This window comes from Achromobacter deleyi (genome assembly GCF_016127315.1).
Lineage (GTDB): Bacteria > Pseudomonadota > Gammaproteobacteria > Burkholderiales > Burkholderiaceae_B > Achromobacter > Achromobacter insuavis_A.
In genome coordinates this window covers 6,137,217-6,156,702 of the sequence record NZ_CP065997.1, presented here as the reverse complement: position 1 = coordinate 6,156,702, position 19,486 = coordinate 6,137,217, and the positions used below count along the sequence as shown (strand labels likewise).

Annotated in this window: 18 protein-coding genes; 7 read left to right on the top strand and 11 right to left on the bottom strand. The window is 68.2% G+C overall.

All coding sequences use genetic code 11. The features are described 5' to 3' along the window. Positions 1-24: 24 nt before the first annotated feature. The 3 genes from I6I07_RS27730 to I6I07_RS27720 are packed head-to-tail and all read left to right on the top strand — an operon-like array spanning position 25 to position 5,643. The gene (locus I6I07_RS27730; RefSeq protein WP_198484528.1) at positions 25-3,204 is read left to right on the top strand and encodes an efflux RND transporter permease subunit; all 3,180 of its coding nucleotides are present in this window, start codon (positions 25-27) and stop codon (positions 3,202-3,204) included. Further along, complete coding sequence (locus I6I07_RS27725) at positions 3,201-4,637, top strand: efflux transporter outer membrane subunit (protein WP_198484527.1); 1,437 nt, start codon at positions 3,201-3,203, stop codon at positions 4,635-4,637. The genes I6I07_RS27730 and I6I07_RS27725 overlap by 4 nt, the downstream gene beginning before the upstream one ends. A gap of 58 nt (positions 4,638-4,695) precedes the next feature. Continuing rightward, positions 4,696-5,643: a LysR family transcriptional regulator gene (locus I6I07_RS27720; protein WP_232625784.1), complete on the top strand. Its 948-nt coding sequence runs from the start codon at positions 4,696-4,698 to the stop codon at positions 5,641-5,643. Positions 5,644-5,648: 5 nt separating this feature from the next. On the opposite strand, the gene cyoE is transcribed toward I6I07_RS27720, so the two are convergent. Together cyoE and I6I07_RS27710 are read right to left on the bottom strand one after the other, a co-directional pair. Continuing rightward, the gene (gene cyoE / locus I6I07_RS27715; RefSeq protein WP_198484526.1) at positions 5,649-6,503 is read right to left on the bottom strand and encodes a heme o synthase; all 855 of its coding nucleotides are present in this window, start codon (positions 6,501-6,503) and stop codon (positions 5,649-5,651) included. Between the two features lie 255 nt (positions 6,504-6,758). Then, a complete protein-coding gene (locus tag I6I07_RS27710) occupies positions 6,759-7,622 on the bottom strand; it encodes a pirin family protein (protein WP_198484525.1) in 864 nt (287 codons plus the stop codon). Positions 7,623-7,769: 147 nt separating this feature from the next. Here I6I07_RS27710 and I6I07_RS27705 point away from each other — a divergent pair, with 147 nt between their 5' ends. Beyond that, positions 7,770-8,312 (top strand): DNA-deoxyinosine glycosylase, encoded by a 543-nt coding sequence (locus tag I6I07_RS27705; protein ID WP_198484524.1) that lies wholly within the window; start codon positions 7,770-7,772, stop codon positions 8,310-8,312. 49 nt (positions 8,313-8,361) lie between these two features. On the opposite strand, the gene ccmI is transcribed toward I6I07_RS27705, so the two are convergent. The 9 genes from ccmI to ccmA are packed head-to-tail and all read right to left on the bottom strand — an operon-like array spanning position 8,362 to position 15,114. Beyond that, on the bottom strand, positions 8,362-9,300 hold the full coding sequence (gene ccmI, locus I6I07_RS27700) for a c-type cytochrome biogenesis protein CcmI (RefSeq protein WP_198484523.1): 939 nt from the start codon (positions 9,298-9,300) through the stop codon (positions 8,362-8,364). Then, positions 9,297-9,851, bottom strand: a complete 555-nt coding sequence (locus I6I07_RS27695) for a cytochrome c-type biogenesis protein (protein ID WP_198484522.1) — start codon at positions 9,849-9,851, stop codon at positions 9,297-9,299. The genes ccmI and I6I07_RS27695 overlap by 4 nt, the downstream gene beginning before the upstream one ends. Next, complete coding sequence (locus tag I6I07_RS27690; protein ID WP_061071674.1) at positions 9,841-10,374, bottom strand: DsbE family thiol:disulfide interchange protein; 534 nt, start codon at positions 10,372-10,374, stop codon at positions 9,841-9,843. Before I6I07_RS27690 ends, I6I07_RS27695 begins: the two co-directional genes overlap by 11 nt. Next, entirely contained in the window at positions 10,371-12,362 is a 1,992-nt protein-coding gene (locus I6I07_RS27685) for a heme lyase CcmF/NrfE family subunit (protein ID WP_198484521.1), read from the bottom strand. The genes I6I07_RS27690 and I6I07_RS27685 overlap by 4 nt, the downstream gene beginning before the upstream one ends. Then, positions 12,359-12,808: a cytochrome c maturation protein CcmE gene (ccmE, locus tag I6I07_RS27680; RefSeq protein ID WP_198484520.1), complete on the bottom strand. Its 450-nt coding sequence runs from the start codon at positions 12,806-12,808 to the stop codon at positions 12,359-12,361. Before ccmE ends, I6I07_RS27685 begins: the two co-directional genes overlap by 4 nt. After that, on the bottom strand, positions 12,805-13,017 hold the full coding sequence (gene ccmD, locus I6I07_RS27675; protein WP_232625783.1) for a heme exporter protein CcmD: 213 nt from the start codon (positions 13,015-13,017) through the stop codon (positions 12,805-12,807). The genes ccmE and ccmD overlap by 4 nt, the downstream gene beginning before the upstream one ends. Then, positions 13,014-13,799, bottom strand: coding sequence for a heme ABC transporter permease CcmC (gene ccmC, locus I6I07_RS27670; RefSeq protein ID WP_232625782.1), 786 nt, complete (start codon positions 13,797-13,799; stop codon positions 13,014-13,016). The genes ccmD and ccmC overlap by 4 nt, the downstream gene beginning before the upstream one ends. 11 nt (positions 13,800-13,810) lie before the next feature. After that, on the bottom strand, positions 13,811-14,491 hold the full coding sequence (gene ccmB, locus I6I07_RS27665; RefSeq protein ID WP_198484518.1) for a heme exporter protein CcmB: 681 nt from the start codon (positions 14,489-14,491) through the stop codon (positions 13,811-13,813). Next, a complete protein-coding gene (ccmA, locus tag I6I07_RS27660; protein ID WP_198484517.1) occupies positions 14,488-15,114 on the bottom strand; it encodes a cytochrome c biogenesis heme-transporting ATPase CcmA in 627 nt (208 codons plus the stop codon). Before ccmA ends, ccmB begins: the two co-directional genes overlap by 4 nt. 412 nt (positions 15,115-15,526) lie before the next feature. Between ccmA and I6I07_RS31880 the strand changes: the two genes are divergently transcribed. The 3 genes from I6I07_RS31880 to torA are packed head-to-tail and all read left to right on the top strand — an operon-like array spanning position 15,527 to position 19,471. Beyond that, positions 15,527-15,691 (top strand): periplasmic nitrate reductase, NapE protein, encoded by a 165-nt coding sequence (locus I6I07_RS31880; RefSeq protein ID WP_116522479.1) that lies wholly within the window; start codon positions 15,527-15,529, stop codon positions 15,689-15,691. A 38-nt stretch (positions 15,692-15,729) separates the two neighbouring features. Then, entirely contained in the window at positions 15,730-16,950 is a 1,221-nt protein-coding gene (gene torC / locus I6I07_RS27650) for a pentaheme c-type cytochrome TorC (RefSeq protein ID WP_198484516.1), read from the top strand. A 7-nt stretch (positions 16,951-16,957) separates the two neighbouring features. After that, complete coding sequence (torA, locus tag I6I07_RS27645) at positions 16,958-19,471, top strand: trimethylamine-N-oxide reductase TorA (RefSeq protein WP_198484515.1); 2,514 nt, start codon at positions 16,958-16,960, stop codon at positions 19,469-19,471. Positions 19,472-19,486: the final 15 nt, after the last annotated feature.

Genomic DNA, 19,486 nt, shown 5'->3' with positions numbered 1-19,486 from the left:
GGCTGCCATAAAGGAAAAAATCTCATGCGCCTGTCGCGCTTTTTCATTACGCGCCCGATATTCGCCGCGGTGCTGGCGATCGTCATCACGATCGTGGGGGCGATCTCCTATTTCGCGCTTCCCGTTGCGCAATACCCGGACATCATTCCACCCACCGTCGTCGTGTCCGCGACCTACCCCGGCGCATCGGCCGAAACCGTCGCGGAAACCGTCGCCGCTCCCATCGAGCAGGAGATCAATGGCGTGGAGAACATGCTTTACCAGTCCAGCCAGTCCACGGCGGATGGAAAGGTGTCCATCTCGATTACGTTCAGGGTCGGGACCGATCTCGACGCCGCGCAGATGCTGGTGCAGAACCGGGTGGCGGCGGCCGTGCCTCGCCTGCCGCAAGAGGTGCAGCGGCTGGGGGTCACCACCCGCAAGACGTCGCCAAGCGCCCTGATGGCGATCAACCTGGTTTCTCCGGATGGCTCGCTGGATCAAGCCTATCTGTCGAACTACGCCCTTACCCAACTGCGCGACAAGCTGAGCCGTATCGACGGCGTCGGAGAGGCCCGGATTTTCGGTAGCCGCGAAGTGGCCATGCGCGTCTGGATCGATCCCCGGCGCGCCGCGGCGCTTGAGCTGACCGCCGGCGAGATTGTCGCCGCCATGCGCGCCCAGAACGTACAGGTCGCCTCCGGGGCGCTGGGCCAGCCGCCCAACCCGGGCGCCCAGGCCTTCCAGCTGAACGTCCGAACGCAGGGGCGGTTGAGCGAGCCGGAGCAGTTCGCCGACATTGTCATCCGCACGGATGCCGCTGGCCGCCAGACGCGTGTTCGCGACGTCGCCCGGGTCGAACTGGGCGCCGACGACTACGGAACCAATTCCTATCTCTCGGGCAAGCCATCGGTCATGATCGCCATTTTCCAGCGGCCTGGCACGAACGCGCTGGAAACCGGCATCACCCTCGAACGCGAGATGCAGGCGGCCGCAAAGGCGTTTCCACCGGGCCTTGAGTACCGGATCATGTGGAATTCGACGCGCTTCATCGCGCAGTCCACCGAAGCGGTCCGGGACACGCTGTTCGAAGCGGCGGCACTCGTTGTCCTCGTCATCTTCATCTTCCTTCAGAACTGGCGCGCCGCAATCATCCCGGTCGTGGCGATTCCCATCTCGCTGGTGGGCACCTTCGCCTTGCTGGCCATGTTTGGCTACAGCCTGAACAGCCTGTCGTTGTTCGGCCTGGTCCTGGCCATTGGCATCGTGGTGGACGACGCCATCGTCGTGGTCGAAAACGTGGAACGAAACCTGGCGCTGGGCCTGAGCCCGCTGGAAGCCGCGCGCGTTTCGATGGACGAAGTGTCGGCGGCCCTGGTGGCCATCGTGCTGGTGCTTTGCGCGGTATTCATTCCCACGTTCTTTCTGACCGGCCTTTCCGGGGCGTTCTACAAGCAGTTCGCGCTCACCATTTCCGGCGCCACCGTCATTTCCCTCGTGTTGTCGCTGACGCTGTCGCCCGCCTTGGCCGCGGTGCTGCTGCGCACGCACAGCAAGGAGAAAAGCCGGCATTCCGTCATCCGGCGCATGCAGCTTGCCGGCGACGGGTTCAATGAACGATTCGACCGCTTCAGCGCCCGTTACGGCCGCTTGACGCAGTGGCTGGTGGCCCGTCCGAAGCGCGTCCTGGTCAGCTATGGCGGCCTGGTGCTGGCGACCCTGGGCATTTTCTGGGTGACGCCCACCGGCTTCATTCCCGCGCAAGACCAGAGCTATCTGATATCGATCACCCAACTTCCGCCAGGCGCCTCGCTGGCGCGCACCGACGCCGTGGTGCAGGAGGTATCCAGGCGGCTGCTGAAGATCGACGGGATTCGTGGCACGATCATGTTGCCCGGCTACGACGCCGCGTCGAACACGAATTCGCCGAACACCGCTACCGCCTTCATCCCGCTCAAGCCATTCGAAGAACGGTCCCGGCCCGCCAGCGCCATCCTGGATGAAGCCCGCAAGGCCGTCGCGGACATCGATCAGGCGCGGGTGCTCATCATTCCGCCTCCGCTGATCGACGGCATCGGCTCGGCGGGCGGTTACCGGATGATGGTGCAGGATCGTGGCGGCCACGGCTACAAGCCGCTGGGGTCGACTGCCGATCAGCTCATGGCCAAGGCGAACGGCACCGCGGGGCTATCGCAGGTCTACTCGTTTTTCAACACAGCCACGCCCCGCATCTTCGCCGACATCGACCGGCGCAAGGCCGAGGCGCTGGGCGTCCCGCCGGATCGCGTCTTCGAAGCGCTGCAAGTCTATCTGGGATCGGCCTATGTGAATGACTTCAACCTGCTGGGACGCACGTTCCGGGTGATCGCGCAGGCCGAACAAGGCCAGCGCAACAGCGAATCCGACATCGCCAATCTGAAGACGCGCTCCGACAGCGGGGCAATGGTGCCCATCGGCTCGGTGGCCACGTTCAAGAGCGAAACCGGGCCGTTCCGGGTGGTGCGCTACAACCTGTTCCCGGCGGTCGAGGTGGATGGCGACACCGCGCCGGGCTCTTCCACGGGCAGGTCGCTCGCCACGATGGAAAGGCTCGCCGGCGAGACGCTGCCCTCGGGATACGGCTACGAATGGACGGGCATCGCGTTCCAGCAGAAGATCGCGGGCAACACCGCCGGCCTCGTCTTCGCGCTGGCGGTGGTGTTCGTGTTCCTGGTGTTGGCCGCCCAATATGAAAGCCTCACCTTGCCCCTGGCCATCATCCTCATCGTGCCCATGTGCCTGTTCGCGGCCATGGTCGGCGTCAATCTGCGCGGGATGGACAACAACGTCCTGACGCAGATCGGTCTCGTGGTGCTGATCGCCCTTGCCGCCAAGAACGCGATCCTGGTGGTCGAGTTCGCGAAACAGGCGGAAGAGGAAGACGGCCTGAGTCCGGCGGCCGCGGCGGTGCGCGCGGCGCAGACCCGCCTGCGCCCGATCCTGATGACGAGCTTTGCCTTCATTCTTGGCGCCGTGCCGATGCTCCTGGCCACGGGCGCGGGCGCCGAGCTGAGGCAGGCGCTGGGCACCTCCGTCTTTTTCGGCATGGTCGGCGTCACCGTCTTCGGCCTGCTCTATACCCCCACGTTCTACGTCGTGTGCCGCAAGCTCGGAGATCGGCTGTCCCGACGGACCGGCGCCCGTTCGCTGGCGCCGCGACACGAACAACCAGGAACCCTCACGTGACTCGATTGCACACCCTATCCATGCTGGTTGCGCCGCTGCTCCTGAGCGCGTGCGCGGTCGGCCCGAACTACGAAAAGCCGCCGGTGCCGGTTTCCGCGGCGGGGCCGTTCCTGTCCCGAAGCGATGCCACCGCGCCTGATGCCGTTCCCGTTTCCGGGGACTGGTGGAAGCTGTACCGGGACCCGGTGCTGGACAGGCTGGTGCAGGATGCGCTCGCCGCGAACACCGACGTGCGCGTGGCGATCGCGCGGCTCGCCCGCGCGCGCGCCCAACTTCGCCAAACGTCCACCGATCGGCTGCCGACCACCGAGATTGGCGCAAGCGCGAACCGACAGCGGCAATCCGCCATCCAGGCCTCGCCCAGCGTCGATCGCGAAAATACCGTGGTCGATGCGGGTCTGTCCGTGGCGTATGAGGTCGACCTGTTCGGCCGCGTGAGACGGAACGTCGAAGCCTCACGCGGCGACTACCAGGCGGCGCAGGCCGAGCTGGACGCCGTGCGGGTATCGACCGTGGCGGCGACGACCCGCGCCTACCTGGGCGCCGCCAGCGCCGCGCATCGCCTGGCCGTGGCAAGACAGATCGTGGAGCTGCTGGACCGCGCGGTCAGCGTGACGCGCAGCAGGGAGGACGCGGGCCTGACGACTTCCCTGGACACCGCGCGTATCGCGGCGCTTCGGGACCAGCGGCGATCCGACATTCCCCAGATCGTCGCCGAGCGCCAGGCCGAGCTGTTCCGGCTCTCGCTGCTGACCGGCCGATCGCCCAAGGACCTCCCGTCCGAGGCCGGCGCGCTCGCGGCGCCGCCCACGATCCTGCAGCCCATCCCTGTCGGCAACGGCATGGCTCTGCTCGCCCGGCGTCCCGACGTGCGCGCCGCGGAGCGGCGACTGGCGGCGGAAACGGCCCGGATCGGCGTGGCGACGGCCGAGCTTTACCCGCGCGTATCCATCGGCGCGTCGGTCGGCTCCACCGGGCTCGGCCTGAACGATTTCTTTGGGAGCGGCCCGCTACGCTGGCTGGCCGGCTCGCTCCTGTCCTGGTCGTTCCCGAACCAGGAAGCGATCCGCGCCCGTATCGACGGCGCCACCGCCGACGCCCAGGCCGCGCTGGCGGCGTTTGACGGCACGATGATTCAGGCCTTGAGCGAAACGGAAACCGCGCTCTCGAACTACGCCCAAAGCCTGGACCGGCGCGTGTCCCTGGCCGCGGCCAGGGACCAGGCGCAGAACGTGGCGCGCATCGTCCGGGCGCAGGCGCGGGAAGGGCGCGCAGACAGCCTGGCCTTGCTGGACGCGGAGCGCACCTACGCCGACGCGCAGGCGCAGCTTGCCGAGGGCGACGCGCGGGTCGTGAATGCACAGGTGGACCTGTTCAAGGCGCTTGGCGGAGGCTGGGAGTCTGCCAGCGCCGAGCGCGTGGTGGCCAGGTAGCCCGCGGTTTTCCGGATGGAGGGGGGGGCGGTTTGTTTCTGGAAGGAGGGCGCAAGGCATGAAAACAGAACGCCAGGCCGCGGATCCCGGCGCGGCCCGCGCATCGGCCGGCGCGCCCCGGGCGAACATACAGCTGAACGATATTGCCCTGTTCGTCGAGGTCGCGAGGCGGGGCAGCTTCAGCCTGTCCGCCGCCGCGCTCGGCGTTCCCCCCTCGACGCTGTCGCGGCGAGTGAGCGAACTGGAACGCGATCTGGGGATGCCGCTGCTCAAGCGCAGCACCCGGAAAATCGGCTTGACCGAGGCCGGCGCGCTCTACTTCGAGCGTTGCCGGGACCTCATCGATGAAGCGCGCGTCGCGCATGAGCAGTTGCAGGCCGGCATCGCCTGCCCCGGTGGCCAGCTGAGCGTGTCGCTGCCGGCCTCGCTGGCCCAGGTATTCGTGCCGACGGTGATCGACGCCTTCCACCGCCGGTATCCGGACATCCATTGCCATTTCGAACTGGGCAATCAGCGTGTCGACCCGATCAGCAGCACCTGCGACATCGCGCTGCGCTTTGGCCAGCAGCCGAGTTCCAGCCTGATCGTCCACGTCATCAGCGCGATGACGCCGCGCCTGTATGCCTCCGTCGACTATCTCGATAGACACGGCGCACCGCGGACGCCGGCCGACCTGGCCAGGCATCAATGCCTGGTCGGCGCGCCGACAGGCGAGTTCCAATGGGTATTGCGATCAGAAGCGCGGGAGGAGAGGGTGCGCGTATCGGGCAAGGTGGCGGCCAACGATTCCGGCATGATTCGATCCTTGGTCCGCGCGGGAGTCGGAATCGGGCCCCTCTTGAAGTTCGAGGCCGGGGGAGCCAGCGGCGGCGACAAGATTGCCCATGTCCTGGAACGATGGTCCCTGCCGCGGGTTCCCCTGGTCGCCTTGCTACCCACGCGCAAGGTGCCGGCGAGAGTCCGGGCGTTTCTGGATTTCATTCGTCCCAATCTCCAGGACTGCTGAATTCCTCAAGCCGCATCGATGGACATCGCGACGCTGATCACGACCACCGCCGCGATGGAGGCCGCGAACACCCGCCGCGCCCAGCGCGCATCATCGCTGGCCGAGAACCCGGCCAGCGCGGTTTTCAGCCAGTAGAGGCCGCTCAGCAGCACCGCTGAGATGTAGAGATTACCCACGTATCCCAACGCCGGGAGCGAAAGCGCGGCCGCGAGAAATGCGGCGATGTACAGGACGATGCGTCTCTTCGCTTGAGGTCGTCCCTTCACCCGGGGCAGGACGGGGATGGACGCCGCTTCGTAATCCTTCCATCTGAACATGGCGATGGCATACGAATGAGGCATTTGCCATATCCCGAAGATCACGAAGAGCGCGACGGCCGCCGTGTCGATGGTTCCGCGCACCGAACAATAGCCCACCACGGGAGGGATCGCTCCCGATATGCTGCCGACCAGGGTGGCGTGGACCGATCTGCGTTTCAGGAAAAGCGAGTACAGGCCGACATAGACGATGTATCCGATGAGCATCAGGCACAGCGGCTCGATGCGATGCGTCGCGGCATACAGGAGCGAGAACCCGATGAGCGCCAGAATACAGGTGAAGGCGAGCGCCGCCCTTATCGAAATGCTCCCGGTGGCCATCGGCCGCGCATGGGTGCGTTCCATGAGCCTGTCGATGTCGCGGTCAATCACGTTGTTGGCGGCGCATCCGGATCCGATCACGAGCGCGGCGCCAGATATCACCAGTGCAAGGTGACTTGCCTGCACGACGCCTTGCGATGCGAGCAAGTAGCCTCCAGCGAGGGATATGAGATTGCCGGCCACGATGCCTGGCTTGGCCAATTGGAGATAGGTTCGATACATGAAATTGCGCCGCGCCGAGTTGGCGCCCCAGGCTTTATAGCCGTTGGGGACTGGTGCATGACAGTGAAGTTTCGGACATGGATCCCGCAGATCCTGACGTCTTGCAAAACCGATGACCGTGGAGGGCAGCTGACCGCTGCGCGTCGTAGCGGGACGCTCGCGCTATCCCGCGGATCAAAGCAAAAGGCCGCGTTCCCCCGACAGGAAACGCGGCCCCACTCAGCGGCGCCGACGAATCAACGCCGGCCCCGCCCCTCAGTGCATCTGCCCATACTTCCCGGCATTGAAGTCCTGGATCGCCTCGACGATCTCGGCCTGCGAGTTCATCACGAACGGGCCATACCCCACCACCGGCTCGTCGATCGGCTCGCCGCTCAGCACCAGGAACACGGCGTCGTTGTTGGCTTCGACCGTGATCTCGTCGCCGTCCTGCGAGAACAGCGTCAGCTGCGCGTCGCGCGCCACGGCGTCGCCATTGACCAGCACCGTGCCGCGCAGCATCACCAGCATGCTGTTGCGGCCCGCCGGGATCGCGAAGGTCGCGCGCTTGCCCGCGGACAGGCGCACGTCCCACACGTCGATCGGCGTGAAGGTGCGCGCCGGACCCGTCTGGCCGCCGTAGCTGCCGGCGATGACGCGCAGCGAGCCGGCGCCGTCGGGCAGCGACACCACCGGGATATCCGCATTCAGCAGGCTCTGGTAGCCGGCCGGCGCCTTCTTGTCCTTGGCCGGCAGGTTGACCCACAGCTGCACCATCTCCAGCTCGCCGCCCTTGCGGGTGAACGCGGGGGAGTGGAACTCTTCATGCAGGATGCCCGAGGCGGCCGTCATCCACTGCACGTCGCCGGGCCCGATGACGCCGCCGTTGCCGGTGGAGTCACGATGCTCGACCTCGCCGCTGTAGACGATGGTCACGGTCTCGAAGCCGCGGTGCGGATGCTGGCCGACGCCGCGCGGTTGCGTGGCCGGCGTGAATTGCGCCGGCCCGGCGTAGTCCAGGAGCAGGAACGGGCTTACGTTCTTGCCCTTGTCGTTGTAGGAGAACATCGAGCGCACCGGAAAGCCGTCGCCCACCCAGTGGGGACGCGGGCTGGCATGCACACCCAGAATCTTCTTCATGATCGTCATTCCTGTTGCGCGGCCCCTGCGGGGCCGTTCGTCATATCTATCAAGATAAGGGCGGGACGCCGGTTGCGGTAGTCCCCCCTATTGATAAGCACCGTTCCAGGAATAGGACGCTGACTGCCGTACGGGTATCCTTGCACCATGCCACCTCAAGCCGATACCGCCGGGACAGCGCGATCCCTCCACGTCCAGAGCTTCGCCCCGGTCGCCGCCGCCGACGCCCGCATCCTGGTGCTGGGTTCCATGCCCGGCGTCGCCTCGCTCAGGCAGGCGCGTTATTACGCCCATCCCCGCAACGCCTTCTGGCCCATCGCCGCCCAGGTCCTCGGCTTCGACCCCGCCGCCGACTACCCCGCGCGCCTGCAGGCCCTGCAACACGCCGGCATCGCCCTCTGGGACGTGCTGCAGGCCTGCGAACGCCCCGGCAGCCTCGACGCCGACATCCGCGCAGACACCCTGGTCCCCAACGACTTCCCGGCGTTCCTCCAGGCCCACCCGCACCTCATCCGCATCTGCTTCAACGGCGCCAAGGCCGCCACCCTCTACCGCCGCCACGTGCTGCCGCGGCTGGCAGACCACCCGTTGCAGTACGTCGACCTGCCATCCACCAGCCCGGCGCACGCGGCCGCGTCGTTCGAGAAGAAGCTGGCCGCCTGGCGCGAGGCGCTGACGGTGCCCGCCTGATCCTGCGTCCGGGGCGCCGGCGCAGCCGGTGCCCCCGAGGTGCAGCCGGTCAATCCTGCGGGCCGCGACTCCCTGCGCCAGCGGCTGAAGAGCCGGGCGGGAAAGCGGCGCCTTCGGCGCCGGACGCCGCACGATCGGCCGCGCGGCGGGCCTGCGCCAGGCTGGCCTGGACCTGTTCATGGACGGGACCCTCCGGGTCGACCAGGGGCAGCAGGCGTTCCCAGTAGCCAATGGCCCCGTGGAAGTCACCGCGGAAAAACGCGCGGGTGCCGGCCAGGGCCAGGCCTTTCACGTCATCGGGCGCGAGCGCCAGCAGCCGGTCGATCAGGCGGTCGGGTTCGCCGGCAAAATCCCCGTCCGCCGCCGTGGCCAGCAGGTCGGCCCATTCTCCCAGCACGCCGGGATCTTGCGGCGCGCGGGCGCCGATGCGGGCCCAGGTTGCCGCGCCGCCGGCGAAATCACCCAGCGAGGCGTAGGTGTGGGCCAATGTCGTCCAGCCGGCAATGTCGTCCGGGTGGGCTTGCAGGTGTCGGATCAAGCCGGCCAGCCGTTGGGCCACGGGATCGCCGGCGTCGTCGCCGGCGCCGGCGGGGATCGACGCATCCGGGCCGGCATCCGCTGCAACCAGGGCGGATGGCGTGCCGAGCGCGACATACAGGCCGACGCTGGTCGCGCCCAGCCCCAAGGCCACGGCCAGCGCCCAGCGTGGCGCGGGCCGGGTGTCGCGGCTGTCCGGCGCCGGGCGTCCTTCGCGCAGGGCGCGCCGTTCGATCTCGGCGCGCGCCAGGGCATAGTGGTCCGGCGCGATGCGCCCGCAGGCATGGTCGGCCTGCAACTGTGCCAGTTGTTCGCGCAACACCGCCAGCGCTGCCTGCGCCTGGGGCGGACCGTCGCGGCGGCCGGTGGCAGGCGGCGCCAGCAGGGGCGGCAGCACGAACAGCAGCGCGACGGCGACCATGCCGGCCGCGAGGATCCAGAACAGGGTCACGGCGCGCGCTCCCGGTCGGGCGGGAACGGGCCGGCGCCTTCGGCAGGCTCGGCCAGCAGGGCCCGGGCTGCTTGCGCCTGCCGCGCTGGCAGGGGCGGCTCGGGCGTGCGGGCATGACGCCGCAAGCGCCACAGCAGGCCCCCCATGGCGCCGGCGAGCAGCACGCCGGGCCCGATCCAGAGCAGCGCGGTGCGGGTCTTCAGCGGTGGGCGGTAGAGCACATAATCGCCATAACGCGACACCAGGAACTGGCGCACCTGGACGTCGCCCTGGCCCGCCTGGAACAGGCGGCGCACTTCGTCGCGCAGGTCACGCGCCAATGGCGCGCGCGAGTCCGCCAGGGATTCGTTCTGGCACACCAGGCAGCGCAGGTCGCGCGTGAAGGCCTGGACGTGCGCCTCCAGGGCGGGGTCGGGCGCGGCGGCGGGCGCTTCGCCGGCCACGGCCCGGGCCGCGATGACCAGCGCCAGCCCGATGCCGCGGCAGGTCGCCTGCAGACCGCTGGCCAAGGCGGCCCGTGCGGTTGCGGGGCGGGAGATGTCAAGGTTCATTCAGCGCCTCCCGCGCCCGGGGGATCAGGATGTTGTCGAGCACGTCCTGCGTGACCGGCCCGACGTGCTTGTAGCGGATGACGCCGCGGGCGTCGATGAGGAAGGTCTCGGGCACGCCGTAGACGCCATAGTCGATGCCGAGCTTGCCGCCGGGATCGACCACCGTGGCGGTATAGGGGTCGCCCAGGCGCGCCAGCCACGTCCGGGCGGCGCTGTCTTCGTCCTTGTAGTCCAGCCCGACGATGGCGATGCGGCCTTCGCGGGCGGCGCGCAGCAGCACGGGGTGTTCGGCGCGGCAGGCGACGCACCAGCTGGCCCAGACGTTGAGCAGCCAGACCTGGCCGCGCATGTCGTCCAGCCCGAACCGGCGGTCGGGCGCGTCCAGCCGTGCCAGGGTGAAAGGCGGCGCGGGCTGACTCACCAGGGGCGAGGGCAGTTCGCGCGGGTCCAGCCCCAGGCCGACGGCGAGCATGGCCGTCAGCCCGAGGAACAGCAGCAGGGGCACGAGGGATCGGAGTTTCATGGTTGTCCGCCTTCGGGTGGCTGGGGGGAGGCCGGGGGCGCGGCGTCGCGCCGCGACGCCGGCTTGCGGTAGCGGCGGTCGCCGGCGGCGGCCAGGCCGCCCAGGATCATCAGCGCGCAACCGGCCCAGATCCAGCTGATGAACGGTTTGTGGAACAGGTTCACGATCCAGCCGCCGTCGGGCAGGGCCTCGCCCAGGGCGGTGTAGAGGTCGCGCAAGGGGCCGACGTCGATGGCCGACTGCGTCATCGGCATCGCCTGCGCCACGTAGCGGCGGGTTTCGGGTCGCAGCGTGGCGACATGCTTGTCGCCGCGCGTGACATCGAGGGTGGCGCGCGCGGCGATCCAGTTGGGGCCGGCGACCTGCTCGACCCCGCCGAAGGTGAAGGTGTACCCGGCCAGGTGGGCGGTCTGGCCGGGCAGCATGCGCACGTCCAGCTGGGACTGGAAGCTGTTGACCATGGTGACGCCGACGATGAACACGCCCAGGCCGAGGTGGCCCAGCCACATGCCCCACCAGCCTCCGGGAATGCCGCGCAGGCGGGTAGCGGCGTCGGCCCGGCCGCCGCCGCGCAGGCGCTCGCCCAGCAATTGCACACTGCCCAGCACGATCCAGGCGGCCAGCGACAGGCCCAGGCAGGTGCGCCAGGTGAGGTGCCCGAGCCCGTAGCCCAGCGCCGGGCCCAGCAGCATGCTGGCGAGCGCGGCCGGCCCCAGCCGGCGCGCCAGCCGTTGCCAGGTGTCGGCCTTCCAGCGCGCCAGGGCGCCGGGCACCAGGAGGATGAGCACCGGCGTCATCAACGGCACGAAGATGGTGTCGAAGTAGGGTGGACCCACCGAGATCCTGCCCAGTCCCAGGGCGTCCAGCAACAGCGGGTACAGGGTGCCGAGCAGCACCGCCGCGCAGGCCACGGACAGCAGCGCGTTATTGGCCAGCAGGGCGGCGTCGCGCGAGACCAGCTGGAAGTGGCCGCCGCCTTGCAGCCGCGGGGCGCGCCAGGCGTACAGCAGCAGCGATGTGCCGACCACCGCCGCCAGCAGGCACAGGATGAACAGGCCGCGCGCCGGGTCGGTGGCGAATGAGTGCACCGAGGTGACGACGCCGGACCGCACCAGGAACGTGCCAAGCAGCGACAGCGAGAAGGTGCCGATCGCCAGCAGCACGGTCCAGCCGCGGAACGCGCCGCGCTTTTCCGTCACGGCCAGCGAATGGATCAGCGCGGTGCCCAGCAGCCAGGGCATGAACGAGGCGTTCTCGACCGGATCCCAGAACCACCAGCCGCCCCAGCCCAGCTCGTAATAGGCCCAGCTCGATCCCACCGCGATGCCGGCGGTCAGCAGGACCCAGGCGGCCACGGTCCAGGGCCGCGACCAGCGCGCCCAGGCGGCGTCGAACCGCCCCGTCATCAGGGCCGCGATGGCGAAGGCGAAGGCAATGCTGAAACCCACGTAGCCCAGGTACAGCAACGGCGGGTGGATGATCATGCCGGGATCCTGCAACAGCGGATTCAGGTCGCGGCCCTCCTGCGCCGCGGGCAACAGGCGCGCAAAGGGGTTGGAGGTCAGCAGCGTGAAGGCGGTGAACCCCGCGCTGACCGCGCCCAGCACGCCCAGGACCCGCGCCGTGAACGCCTCGGGCAGCGCGCGGCTCCAGCGCGTCACCGCCGCCGTCCATAGCGACAGCGAGACGATCCACAGCAGCATGGAGCCCTCGTGGTTGCCCCAGACCGCGGTGATCCGGTAGATCAGCGGCGTGCGGGTGTGGCTGTTGTCGGCCACCAGCCGCACGGAAAAATCATTGGCGATGAACAGCAGGTGCAGGCAGGCGTATGACAGCAGCACGAACAGCAGTTGCCCGCGCGCGGCGCCGCGGCCGACCGCCATCAGCGCGGCGCGGCCGCGCCAGGCGCCATACAGCGGCACGATGGCCTGCACCAGCGCCAGCGCGAAGCCGAGCATCAGGGCAAAGTGGCCGACCTCGGCGATCATGGCCGCACCGTCCTGCCGGCGTCGTGGGCGCGCTCGATGGCGTCGCGGACCTCGATCGGCGTGTAGTTCTCGTCATGGCGGGCGAGCACGCTGGTGGCGGTGAACACGCCGTCGGCGTCCAGCGTGCCCTGGGCTACCACGCCCGTGCCTTCGCGGAACAGGTCGGGCAGGGCGCCGCGATACACCACCGGTACGTCGTGGGCGGTGTCGGTGACGATGAAACGCACGCCCAGGCCGTCGGCGTGGCGTTGCAGCGATCCGGCCAGCACCATGCCGCCGACGCGGAACAGCCGCTGCCGCGGCGCCTCGCCGCGCGCGATTTCGCTGGGCGTGTGGAAGAACACCAGGTTCTGGCGCATGGCCGTCAGGATCAGGGCGGCGGCCGCGCTCAGCAGCGCGAAGGCACAGAGCAGCAGGAACAGGCGCCGGCGGCGGGGTGTCGTCATGCGGTTCCTCCGTCCTGCCGTTGCCGCCTGGCCGCCGGGCGGGTGGCGCGATCGAGCGCGGCCAGGCGTTGCAGCGCGCGGCGGCGCCGGCGCGCCAGCGATGCGCATTCGGCTAGCACCAGCAGGGCCAGCGCGCCATAGCTGCCCCAGACGAAGCCGGCGCGCCCGCCCATGTGCCAGAACGCGGCCCAGGATTCCCAGTGCATCATGCCGGCTCCTTGCGTGTCACCGCCTCGCGGCGCGCCAGGTCGCGCACCCAGCCGGCCGGCCATTCCCGTTCCAGCACCAGAACGCGGGCACGCGCCAGTGCGACGGCGGCGGTGTAGGCCCACGCGGCCAGCGCCATCAGCAGCATGGCGGCCAGCATGGTCGTCGCCATGGACGGCGCGCGGGTCAGGCTGACCGAGGCGCCCTGGTGCAGCGTGCTCCACCAGGACACGGAGAAATAGATGATGGGTACGTTGATGGCGCCCACCAGCGCCACCAGCGCCCCGGCGCGGTCGCCGCGATGGGGATCGACGGTCAGGGCGGTCAGCGCCAGGTAGCCCAGGTACAGGAACCCCAGGATCAATTGCGAGGTGAGCCGCGCGTCCCAGACCCAGTAGGCGCCCCAGGTGGGCCGGCCCCACAACGCGCCGCTCCAGAGCGCGACGAAGCAGAACAGTGCGCCGGTGGGGGCCAGCGCGCGCGCCATGATGAACGACAGGCGGGTGCGCAGGATCAGGCCGAGCGCGGACCAGAACGCCATCAGCAGATAGATGAACAGCGACATCCACGCGGCGGCGACGTGGATGAAAATGATGCGGTAAACCTCGCCCTGGGTGGCGTCGGTGGGCGCGACGAAAAAGCCGATCGCCAAGGCGCAGGCGCCGAGCACGGCGGCGAGCGCGGCGCACCAGCGAACCAGCCTGCCCGCCAGCGGATAGAAGGCCTGCGGCGCGGCGAACCGCAGCAGGCGCGTGGCGCGGCGGGCGGGGGGAGTGGGCGGCATGGCAGGCATCCTCATTCTTCGACGGCGAAGCGCAGCGCCAGGACACAGGCGGGCGGGGCCAGCGCCAGCGCCGCCAGCAGCGCACCGCCAAGCAGCAGGAACGCCGTCGTCGGCGCCTGGTCGGTGGCACAGGAGGCCACCGAGCCCGCGCCGAAGATCAGCACCGGCACGAACCAGGGCAGCAGCAACAGCGCCTGCAGCACGCCGCCGCCGCGCACCCCGAGGGCGAGCGCGGCGCCGATCGCGCCGACCAGGGCCAGTACCGGCGTTCCCAGCGCGAAAGATAGCGACAGGGTCAGGCGGGAACACTGACCCAGGTCAAACAGCAGGCCCATGACGGGCGCCACGGCCACCAAAGGCAGACCGGTTCCGATCCAGTGCGCCGTGATCTTGGCCAGCACCCAGAGCGTGGCGGCGCCCGGTGAAAGCAGCAGTTGTTCGAGCGTGCCGTCGGCGTGGTCCTGCGCGAACAGCCGATGCTGCGACAGCAGGGTGGCGAGCAGCGCGGCGACCCACAGGACGCCCGGCCCGAGCGTGCGCAACAAGGATGCATCGGCGCCGACGCCCAGCGGGAACAGGCAGGCGACCAGCACGAAGAAAAGCAGCGAGACAATGACGTCGGCCCGGCCGCGGCCCAGCAGCAGCAGGTCGCGCCGCAGGACGGCGAAGAAGGGGCTGGCCAGCCACGTCATGGCGCGTCCGGACCGAGATCGAGGGTACGCACCGGACGGTCGAAGGCAACCTCCTGGTGCGTGGTCAGGAGAACGCGTCCGCCGTTATCGCAATGGCTTGCCAGCGTCCGCGTCAGCGCCGCCACCGTGGCCGCATCGAGCAGGTTGAAGGGTTCGTCCAGGATCCACAGCGGCCGCGCCGGACGCAGCGACAGCCGCGCCAGCATCACGCGGCGCCGCTGGCCGCGCGAGAGGACGCGCGCCGGCAGGTCGAGCATCGCCGCCAGGTCCATCTGGCAGAGGGCGTCGCGACAGGCCGCCGCGGAGACGGCATCGGCCTGGGCCTGGCACAGGAAGCGCAGGTTCTCGAGCGGAGTCAGGGAGTCGGCGAGGGCGTCGGCATGGCCCAGGTAGAGCAGATGCTGGCGGAAGGCCGGCCCCAGGCGGTGGATGTCGATCCCGCACCAGCGCACCGTGCCGGCGTCGGCGCGCGCCAGGCCACACAGGATGCGCAGCAGGCTGGTCTTGCCATGGCCGTTCGGCGCGGTCACGCGCAGCAGTTGCCCCGCGGGCAACTGGAACGACACGTCTTCGAACAGAAGACGGGTTCCTTTCGAACAGGTGAGCCCTTCCGCCTCAAGCATGGCCGGTGCCCATCCAGATACTCATGACAACAATCCCCGCTGCATCAAGGGCGGCGCGAAGCCGATAACGGGATGGGATATTAATGACTCCGGACCGCGGTTTTGCGCGGCCGCGGCGCATTTCGATTTATGTCGGACGCGTTTACCGTCCCGGACATCGCGATGTCGATTGCCACGCTCCGGTGTGCGTTTTTGGGGCGTATCCCGGCCGCGGCTTCAGATCGGTCTGAGTAATGCGCGCCGCGGCGCGCGCGGCATGGGGCACTTGACGGAGATCAACATGCGGGTGCCGGTCGCGCGTCGATCATGGAAAGGCATCGAACCGCCAGCGGCCCTCGCGGGACTCGCGGCCTTGCTTTAGTCGCGGCGCGGTTCGAGGCGGTAGTCGTTCATCTCCAAATCGTTGTATCCCGTGAAAAACAAACCCAAGCACAGTAGTAGTGGTGGTGGGGCCGAGTGGACGAAGTTCCTCTCGCTGGCCTTCGTGGCGTGTCCCGTCGTGGCGTTTCTGATGATCTGCGTGTACGGATTCATCGTGTGGTTCGGCCAGATCCTGTTCTGGGGGCCGCCGACATGAATGCGTGGTCCGAGAAAAACGCAGCCTGAGCCATCGACATGAAAAATCCCTTCAAGATCGCTAAATCCGTCTTCCAATGGACGGGCGCGCTGTTGCTGCGCCCCGCCACCCGCATCGGCCTGGGCGTGCTGGTCATCGGCGGGTTCCTGGGCGGCGTGACGTTCCTCGCGCTGTTCAACACCGGCATGAACGCCACCAATACCGAGGCGTTCTGTATTTCCTGCCACTCGATGCGCGACACCGTGCTGCCGGAGCTGCAGCAGAGCGTGCACTGGAAGAACCGTTCGGGCGTGCGCGCCCACTGTCCGGACTGCCACGTGCCGCACGACTTCACTTCCAAGGTCGCGCGCAAGATGCAGGCCTCGCGCGAAGTGCTGGGGCACCTGATGGGCACGATCGGCACGCCCGAAAAATTCCAGGAACATCGCATCGTGCTGGCCACGCGCGAGTGGGCCCGCTTCAAGGCCAACAATTCCAAGGAATGCCGCAATTGCCATGATTACGCCAGCATGGATTTCGACAAGATGCGGGTGACCTCGCAGACCACCATGCACGGCGCGGCCGAGCGCAATGCCAGTTGCGTCGACTGCCACAAGGGCATCGCGCACCGGCTGCCCGAGGTCAAGTCACAGGGCAATCCGGCGCTGGCGGCGCTGACGGCCGGCGCTCGTGGCGCGGCCATCGACGCCGGCCACGATTACTACAGCGTCATGCCGCAGCCGATCTACGCGGACGAGGGGCTGGCCCGGGAAATCGGCGCCATCGAGATCGCCACCGGCGTGAAGGTGCTGCAGAAGAACAAGGACGCGGTGCAGGTCGAGTTGCAGCTCTGGAGAAAGAACAAGGGCTACGCCCGGGTGCTGTACGGCCGGTTCGGCCTGAACATCACCAGCGCCGTGTTGAGCCAGGAGGTGTCGCGCGACGAGAGCGTGGTCCATGTGGTCGAAAGCCGGATCGACGACGTGACCGGCCTGCAATGGCAGAAGATCGCCGCGACGGTGTGGCTGCGTGGCGGCGGCCTGGTCGATGACGTCGGGCCGATCTGGGCCGTGGCCAGGAAGAGCTATTCGCAAAGCTGCAGCGTCTGCCACCGCCAGCCGAACGAGGCCTCGCACGACGCCAACCAATGGCCCGGGCTGTTCGGCGGCATGGTCGGCTTCACCAACATGGACGACCAGACCGCCAAGCTGGTCCTGAAATACCTGCAACTGCATTCCTCCGATTTTGCTGCAAAGGACAGTGTGGCCGCGGCCCACTGAGAAAGACATGAAACTCTCCCGTCGTCGTTTCCTGGGCGGTGTCGCCGCCTCGCTGGGTTCCATGGTGGTGCCGCCGCTGCTGCGCAATGGCCGGGTGCTGCGCGCCGCCACGCTTGACGAGGAGGGCGCCGGAGCGGGCCGCTGGCGGTTCTCCGGCGCGCACTGGGGCGCATTCCGCGCCCGGGTCGTGGCCGGCCACGTGGTGGAAATCAAGCCCTTCGAGTTCGACAAGCATCCGACGCCGATCCTCGACGGCACGCTGGACGTGCTGTACAGCGCCTCGCGGGTGCGCTATCCGATGGTGCGGCTCGACTGGTATCGCAAGCGCGGCGCGGCAGGCCAAGCGCTGCGCGGCGACAACCGCTTCATCCGGGTCGGCTGGGACGAGGCGCTGGACCTGGTCTACCACGAGCTCGAGCGGGTGCAACGGGACCACGGCCCCTGGGCGCTGCACGTGGGCAACGTCGGCTGGCGCTCGGTGGGGCTGATGCACAGCTGCGGCAACCACATGCTGCGCGCCATGGGCATGCACGGTTACAGCGTCGGCACGGCGGGCGACTATTCGACCGGGGCTGGCCAGACCATCCTGCCCTACGTGCTGGGTTCGACCGAGGTGTATTCGCAGGGCACGTCCTGGGACATCATCCTGAAGGAAACGCGGGTGCTGGTGTTCTGGGCCAGCGATCCGATCAAGAACCTGCAGGTCGGCTGGAACACCGAAACGCACGAGGCCTATGCCTATTTCGAGCAGCTCAAGCGGAAGGTCGCGAACCGGGAAATCACGGTGATCTGCGTCGACCCGGTGAAAAGCAAGACGCGCAATTACCTGGACTGCGAACACCAGTACGTCAACCCGCTGACCGACGTGGCCTTCATGCTGGGCATCGCCCACACCTTGTGGAAAGAGAGCCTGTACGACACCAAGTTCCTCGAGACCTATGCGGTGGGCTTCGACGAGTTCATCGCCTACGTCGAGGGCAAGACCGAGGACAAGATCGAACGCACCCCCGAATGGGCCGAATCGATCTGCGGCGTGCCGGCGCAGCGCATCCGCGAGCTGGCGCGCCTGATGGCGGCCAATCGCACGCAGCTGATGTTCGGTTGGTCGATCCAGCGCCAGCAGCATGGCGAGCAGCCTTACTGGATGGGGGCGATCCTGGCCGCCATGCTGGGCCAGATCGGCCTGCCCGGCGGCGGCATCAGTTATTCGCACCACTACAGTTCGGTGGGCGTGTCGGCCTCGGGCGCCTCGATGCCGGGCGCGTTTCCGCTGAACCTGGATACCGGCCGCAAGCCGCGGCACGAGAACGACGATTACCAGGGGTACAGCGCCGTCGTGCCGGTGTCGCGGGTGATCGACGCATTGCTGGAGCCGGGCAAGGAAATCAATTTCAACGGCCACAAGGTCAAGCTGCCGCCCTACAAGGTGGCGATCTTCTCGGGCTGCAACCAGTGGCACCGGCAGCAGGACCGCAATCGCATGAAGCGCGCCTACCAGGAACTGGAAACGGTGGTGGCCATCGACTACAACTGGACCGCCACCTGCCGTTTCGCCGATATCGTGTTGCCGGCCTGCACGCCCTACGAGCGCAACGACATCGATGCCTACGGTTCCTATTCGAACCGCGGGGTGATCGCCATGCACAAGCTGGTCGATCCGCTGTACCACTCGCGTTCGGACTTCGACATCTGGACGGACTTCTGCAAGCGCATGGGCCGCGACGTGGAATACACGCGCAACATGAGCGAGATGCAATGGGTCGAGTCGCTGTACGAGGAGTGCCGCAAGGAGAATGCCGGCAAGGGCTTCGACATGCCGCCTTTCGCGCAATTCTGGGAGCAGGGCTACGTGCTGTTCCCCGAGGGCAAGCCATGGGTGCGCCATGCCGATTTCCGCGCGGATCCCGAGGTCAACGCGTTGGGCACGCCGTCCGGGTTCATCGAGATCTACAGCCGCAAGATCGCCGGCTTCGGCTACCGCGACTGCAAGGGGCATCCGGTCTGGATGGAAAAGGCCGAGCGGTCCCACAACGGCCCGTGCTCGGACAAGTATCCGCTGTGGCTGCAGTCGGCGCACCCGGATACCCGCCTGCATTCGCAGACCTGCGAATCGCCCACGCGGCGCGCCACCTACACCATCCAGGGGCGCGAACCGGTCTACCTCAACCCCGATGACGCCCGCCGGCGCGGTATCAGGCATGGCGACCTGGTGCGGGTGTTCAACGACCGTGGCCAGTTGCTGGCCGGCGCGTCTCTTTCCACCAACTTTCCCCCTGGGGTGGTGCGCATCCAGGAGGGCGCCTGGTATGGGCCGACCGGGCCGGAGATCGGCGCGCTGGACACCTATGGCGATCCCAACACGCTGACGCTCGACATCGGCACCTCGGAATTGGCGCAGGCGCCGAGCCCCAATACCTGCCTGGTGGAAATCGAACCGTACAAGGGCGTGGCGCCGCCCGTGACCGCGTTTGGCGGCCCGATCGAGGTGGACATCGATGGCAAGGCGCTGGTCCGGCATTGAGGCCGCGGCCGGCGC

What these genes read in the sequence shown, in the direction of transcription:
- ccmA (WP_198484517.1), bottom strand. Translation starts at nt 15,114, where the DNA reads ATGCTTGAGGCGGAAGGGCTCACCTGTTCGAAAGGAACCCGTCTTCTG.
- cyoE (WP_198484526.1), bottom strand. Translation starts at nt 6,503, where the DNA reads ATGTATCGAACCTATCTCCAATTGGCCAAGCCAGGCATCGTGGCCGGC.
- I6I07_RS27685 (WP_198484521.1), bottom strand. Translation starts at nt 12,362, where the DNA reads ATGATCGCCGAGGTCGGCCACTTTGCCCTGATGCTCGGCTTCGCGCTG.
- I6I07_RS27720 (WP_232625784.1), top strand. Translation starts at nt 4,696, where the DNA reads ATGAAAACAGAACGCCAGGCCGCGGATCCCGGCGCGGCCCGCGCATCG.
- ccmD (WP_232625783.1), bottom strand. Translation starts at nt 13,017, where the DNA reads ATGATGCACTGGGAATCCTGGGCCGCGTTCTGGCACATGGGCGGGCGC.
- torC (WP_198484516.1), top strand. Translation starts at nt 15,730, where the DNA reads ATGAAAAATCCCTTCAAGATCGCTAAATCCGTCTTCCAATGGACGGGC.
- ccmE (WP_198484520.1), bottom strand. Translation starts at nt 12,808, where the DNA reads ATGACGACACCCCGCCGCCGGCGCCTGTTCCTGCTGCTCTGTGCCTTC.
- I6I07_RS27730 (WP_198484528.1), top strand. Translation starts at nt 25, where the DNA reads ATGCGCCTGTCGCGCTTTTTCATTACGCGCCCGATATTCGCCGCGGTG.
- torA (WP_198484515.1), top strand. Translation starts at nt 16,958, where the DNA reads ATGAAACTCTCCCGTCGTCGTTTCCTGGGCGGTGTCGCCGCCTCGCTG.
- ccmB (WP_198484518.1), bottom strand. Translation starts at nt 14,491, where the DNA reads ATGACGTGGCTGGCCAGCCCCTTCTTCGCCGTCCTGCGGCGCGACCTG.
- I6I07_RS27710 (WP_198484525.1), bottom strand. Translation starts at nt 7,622, where the DNA reads ATGAAGAAGATTCTGGGTGTGCATGCCAGCCCGCGTCCCCACTGGGTG.
- I6I07_RS27690 (WP_061071674.1), bottom strand. Translation starts at nt 10,374, where the DNA reads ATGAAACTCCGATCCCTCGTGCCCCTGCTGCTGTTCCTCGGGCTGACG.
- I6I07_RS27695 (WP_198484522.1), bottom strand. Translation starts at nt 9,851, where the DNA reads ATGAACCTTGACATCTCCCGCCCCGCAACCGCACGGGCCGCCTTGGCC.
- I6I07_RS27705 (WP_198484524.1), top strand. Translation starts at nt 7,770, where the DNA reads ATGCCACCTCAAGCCGATACCGCCGGGACAGCGCGATCCCTCCACGTC.
- ccmC (WP_232625782.1), bottom strand. Translation starts at nt 13,799, where the DNA reads ATGCCGCCCACTCCCCCCGCCCGCCGCGCCACGCGCCTGCTGCGGTTC.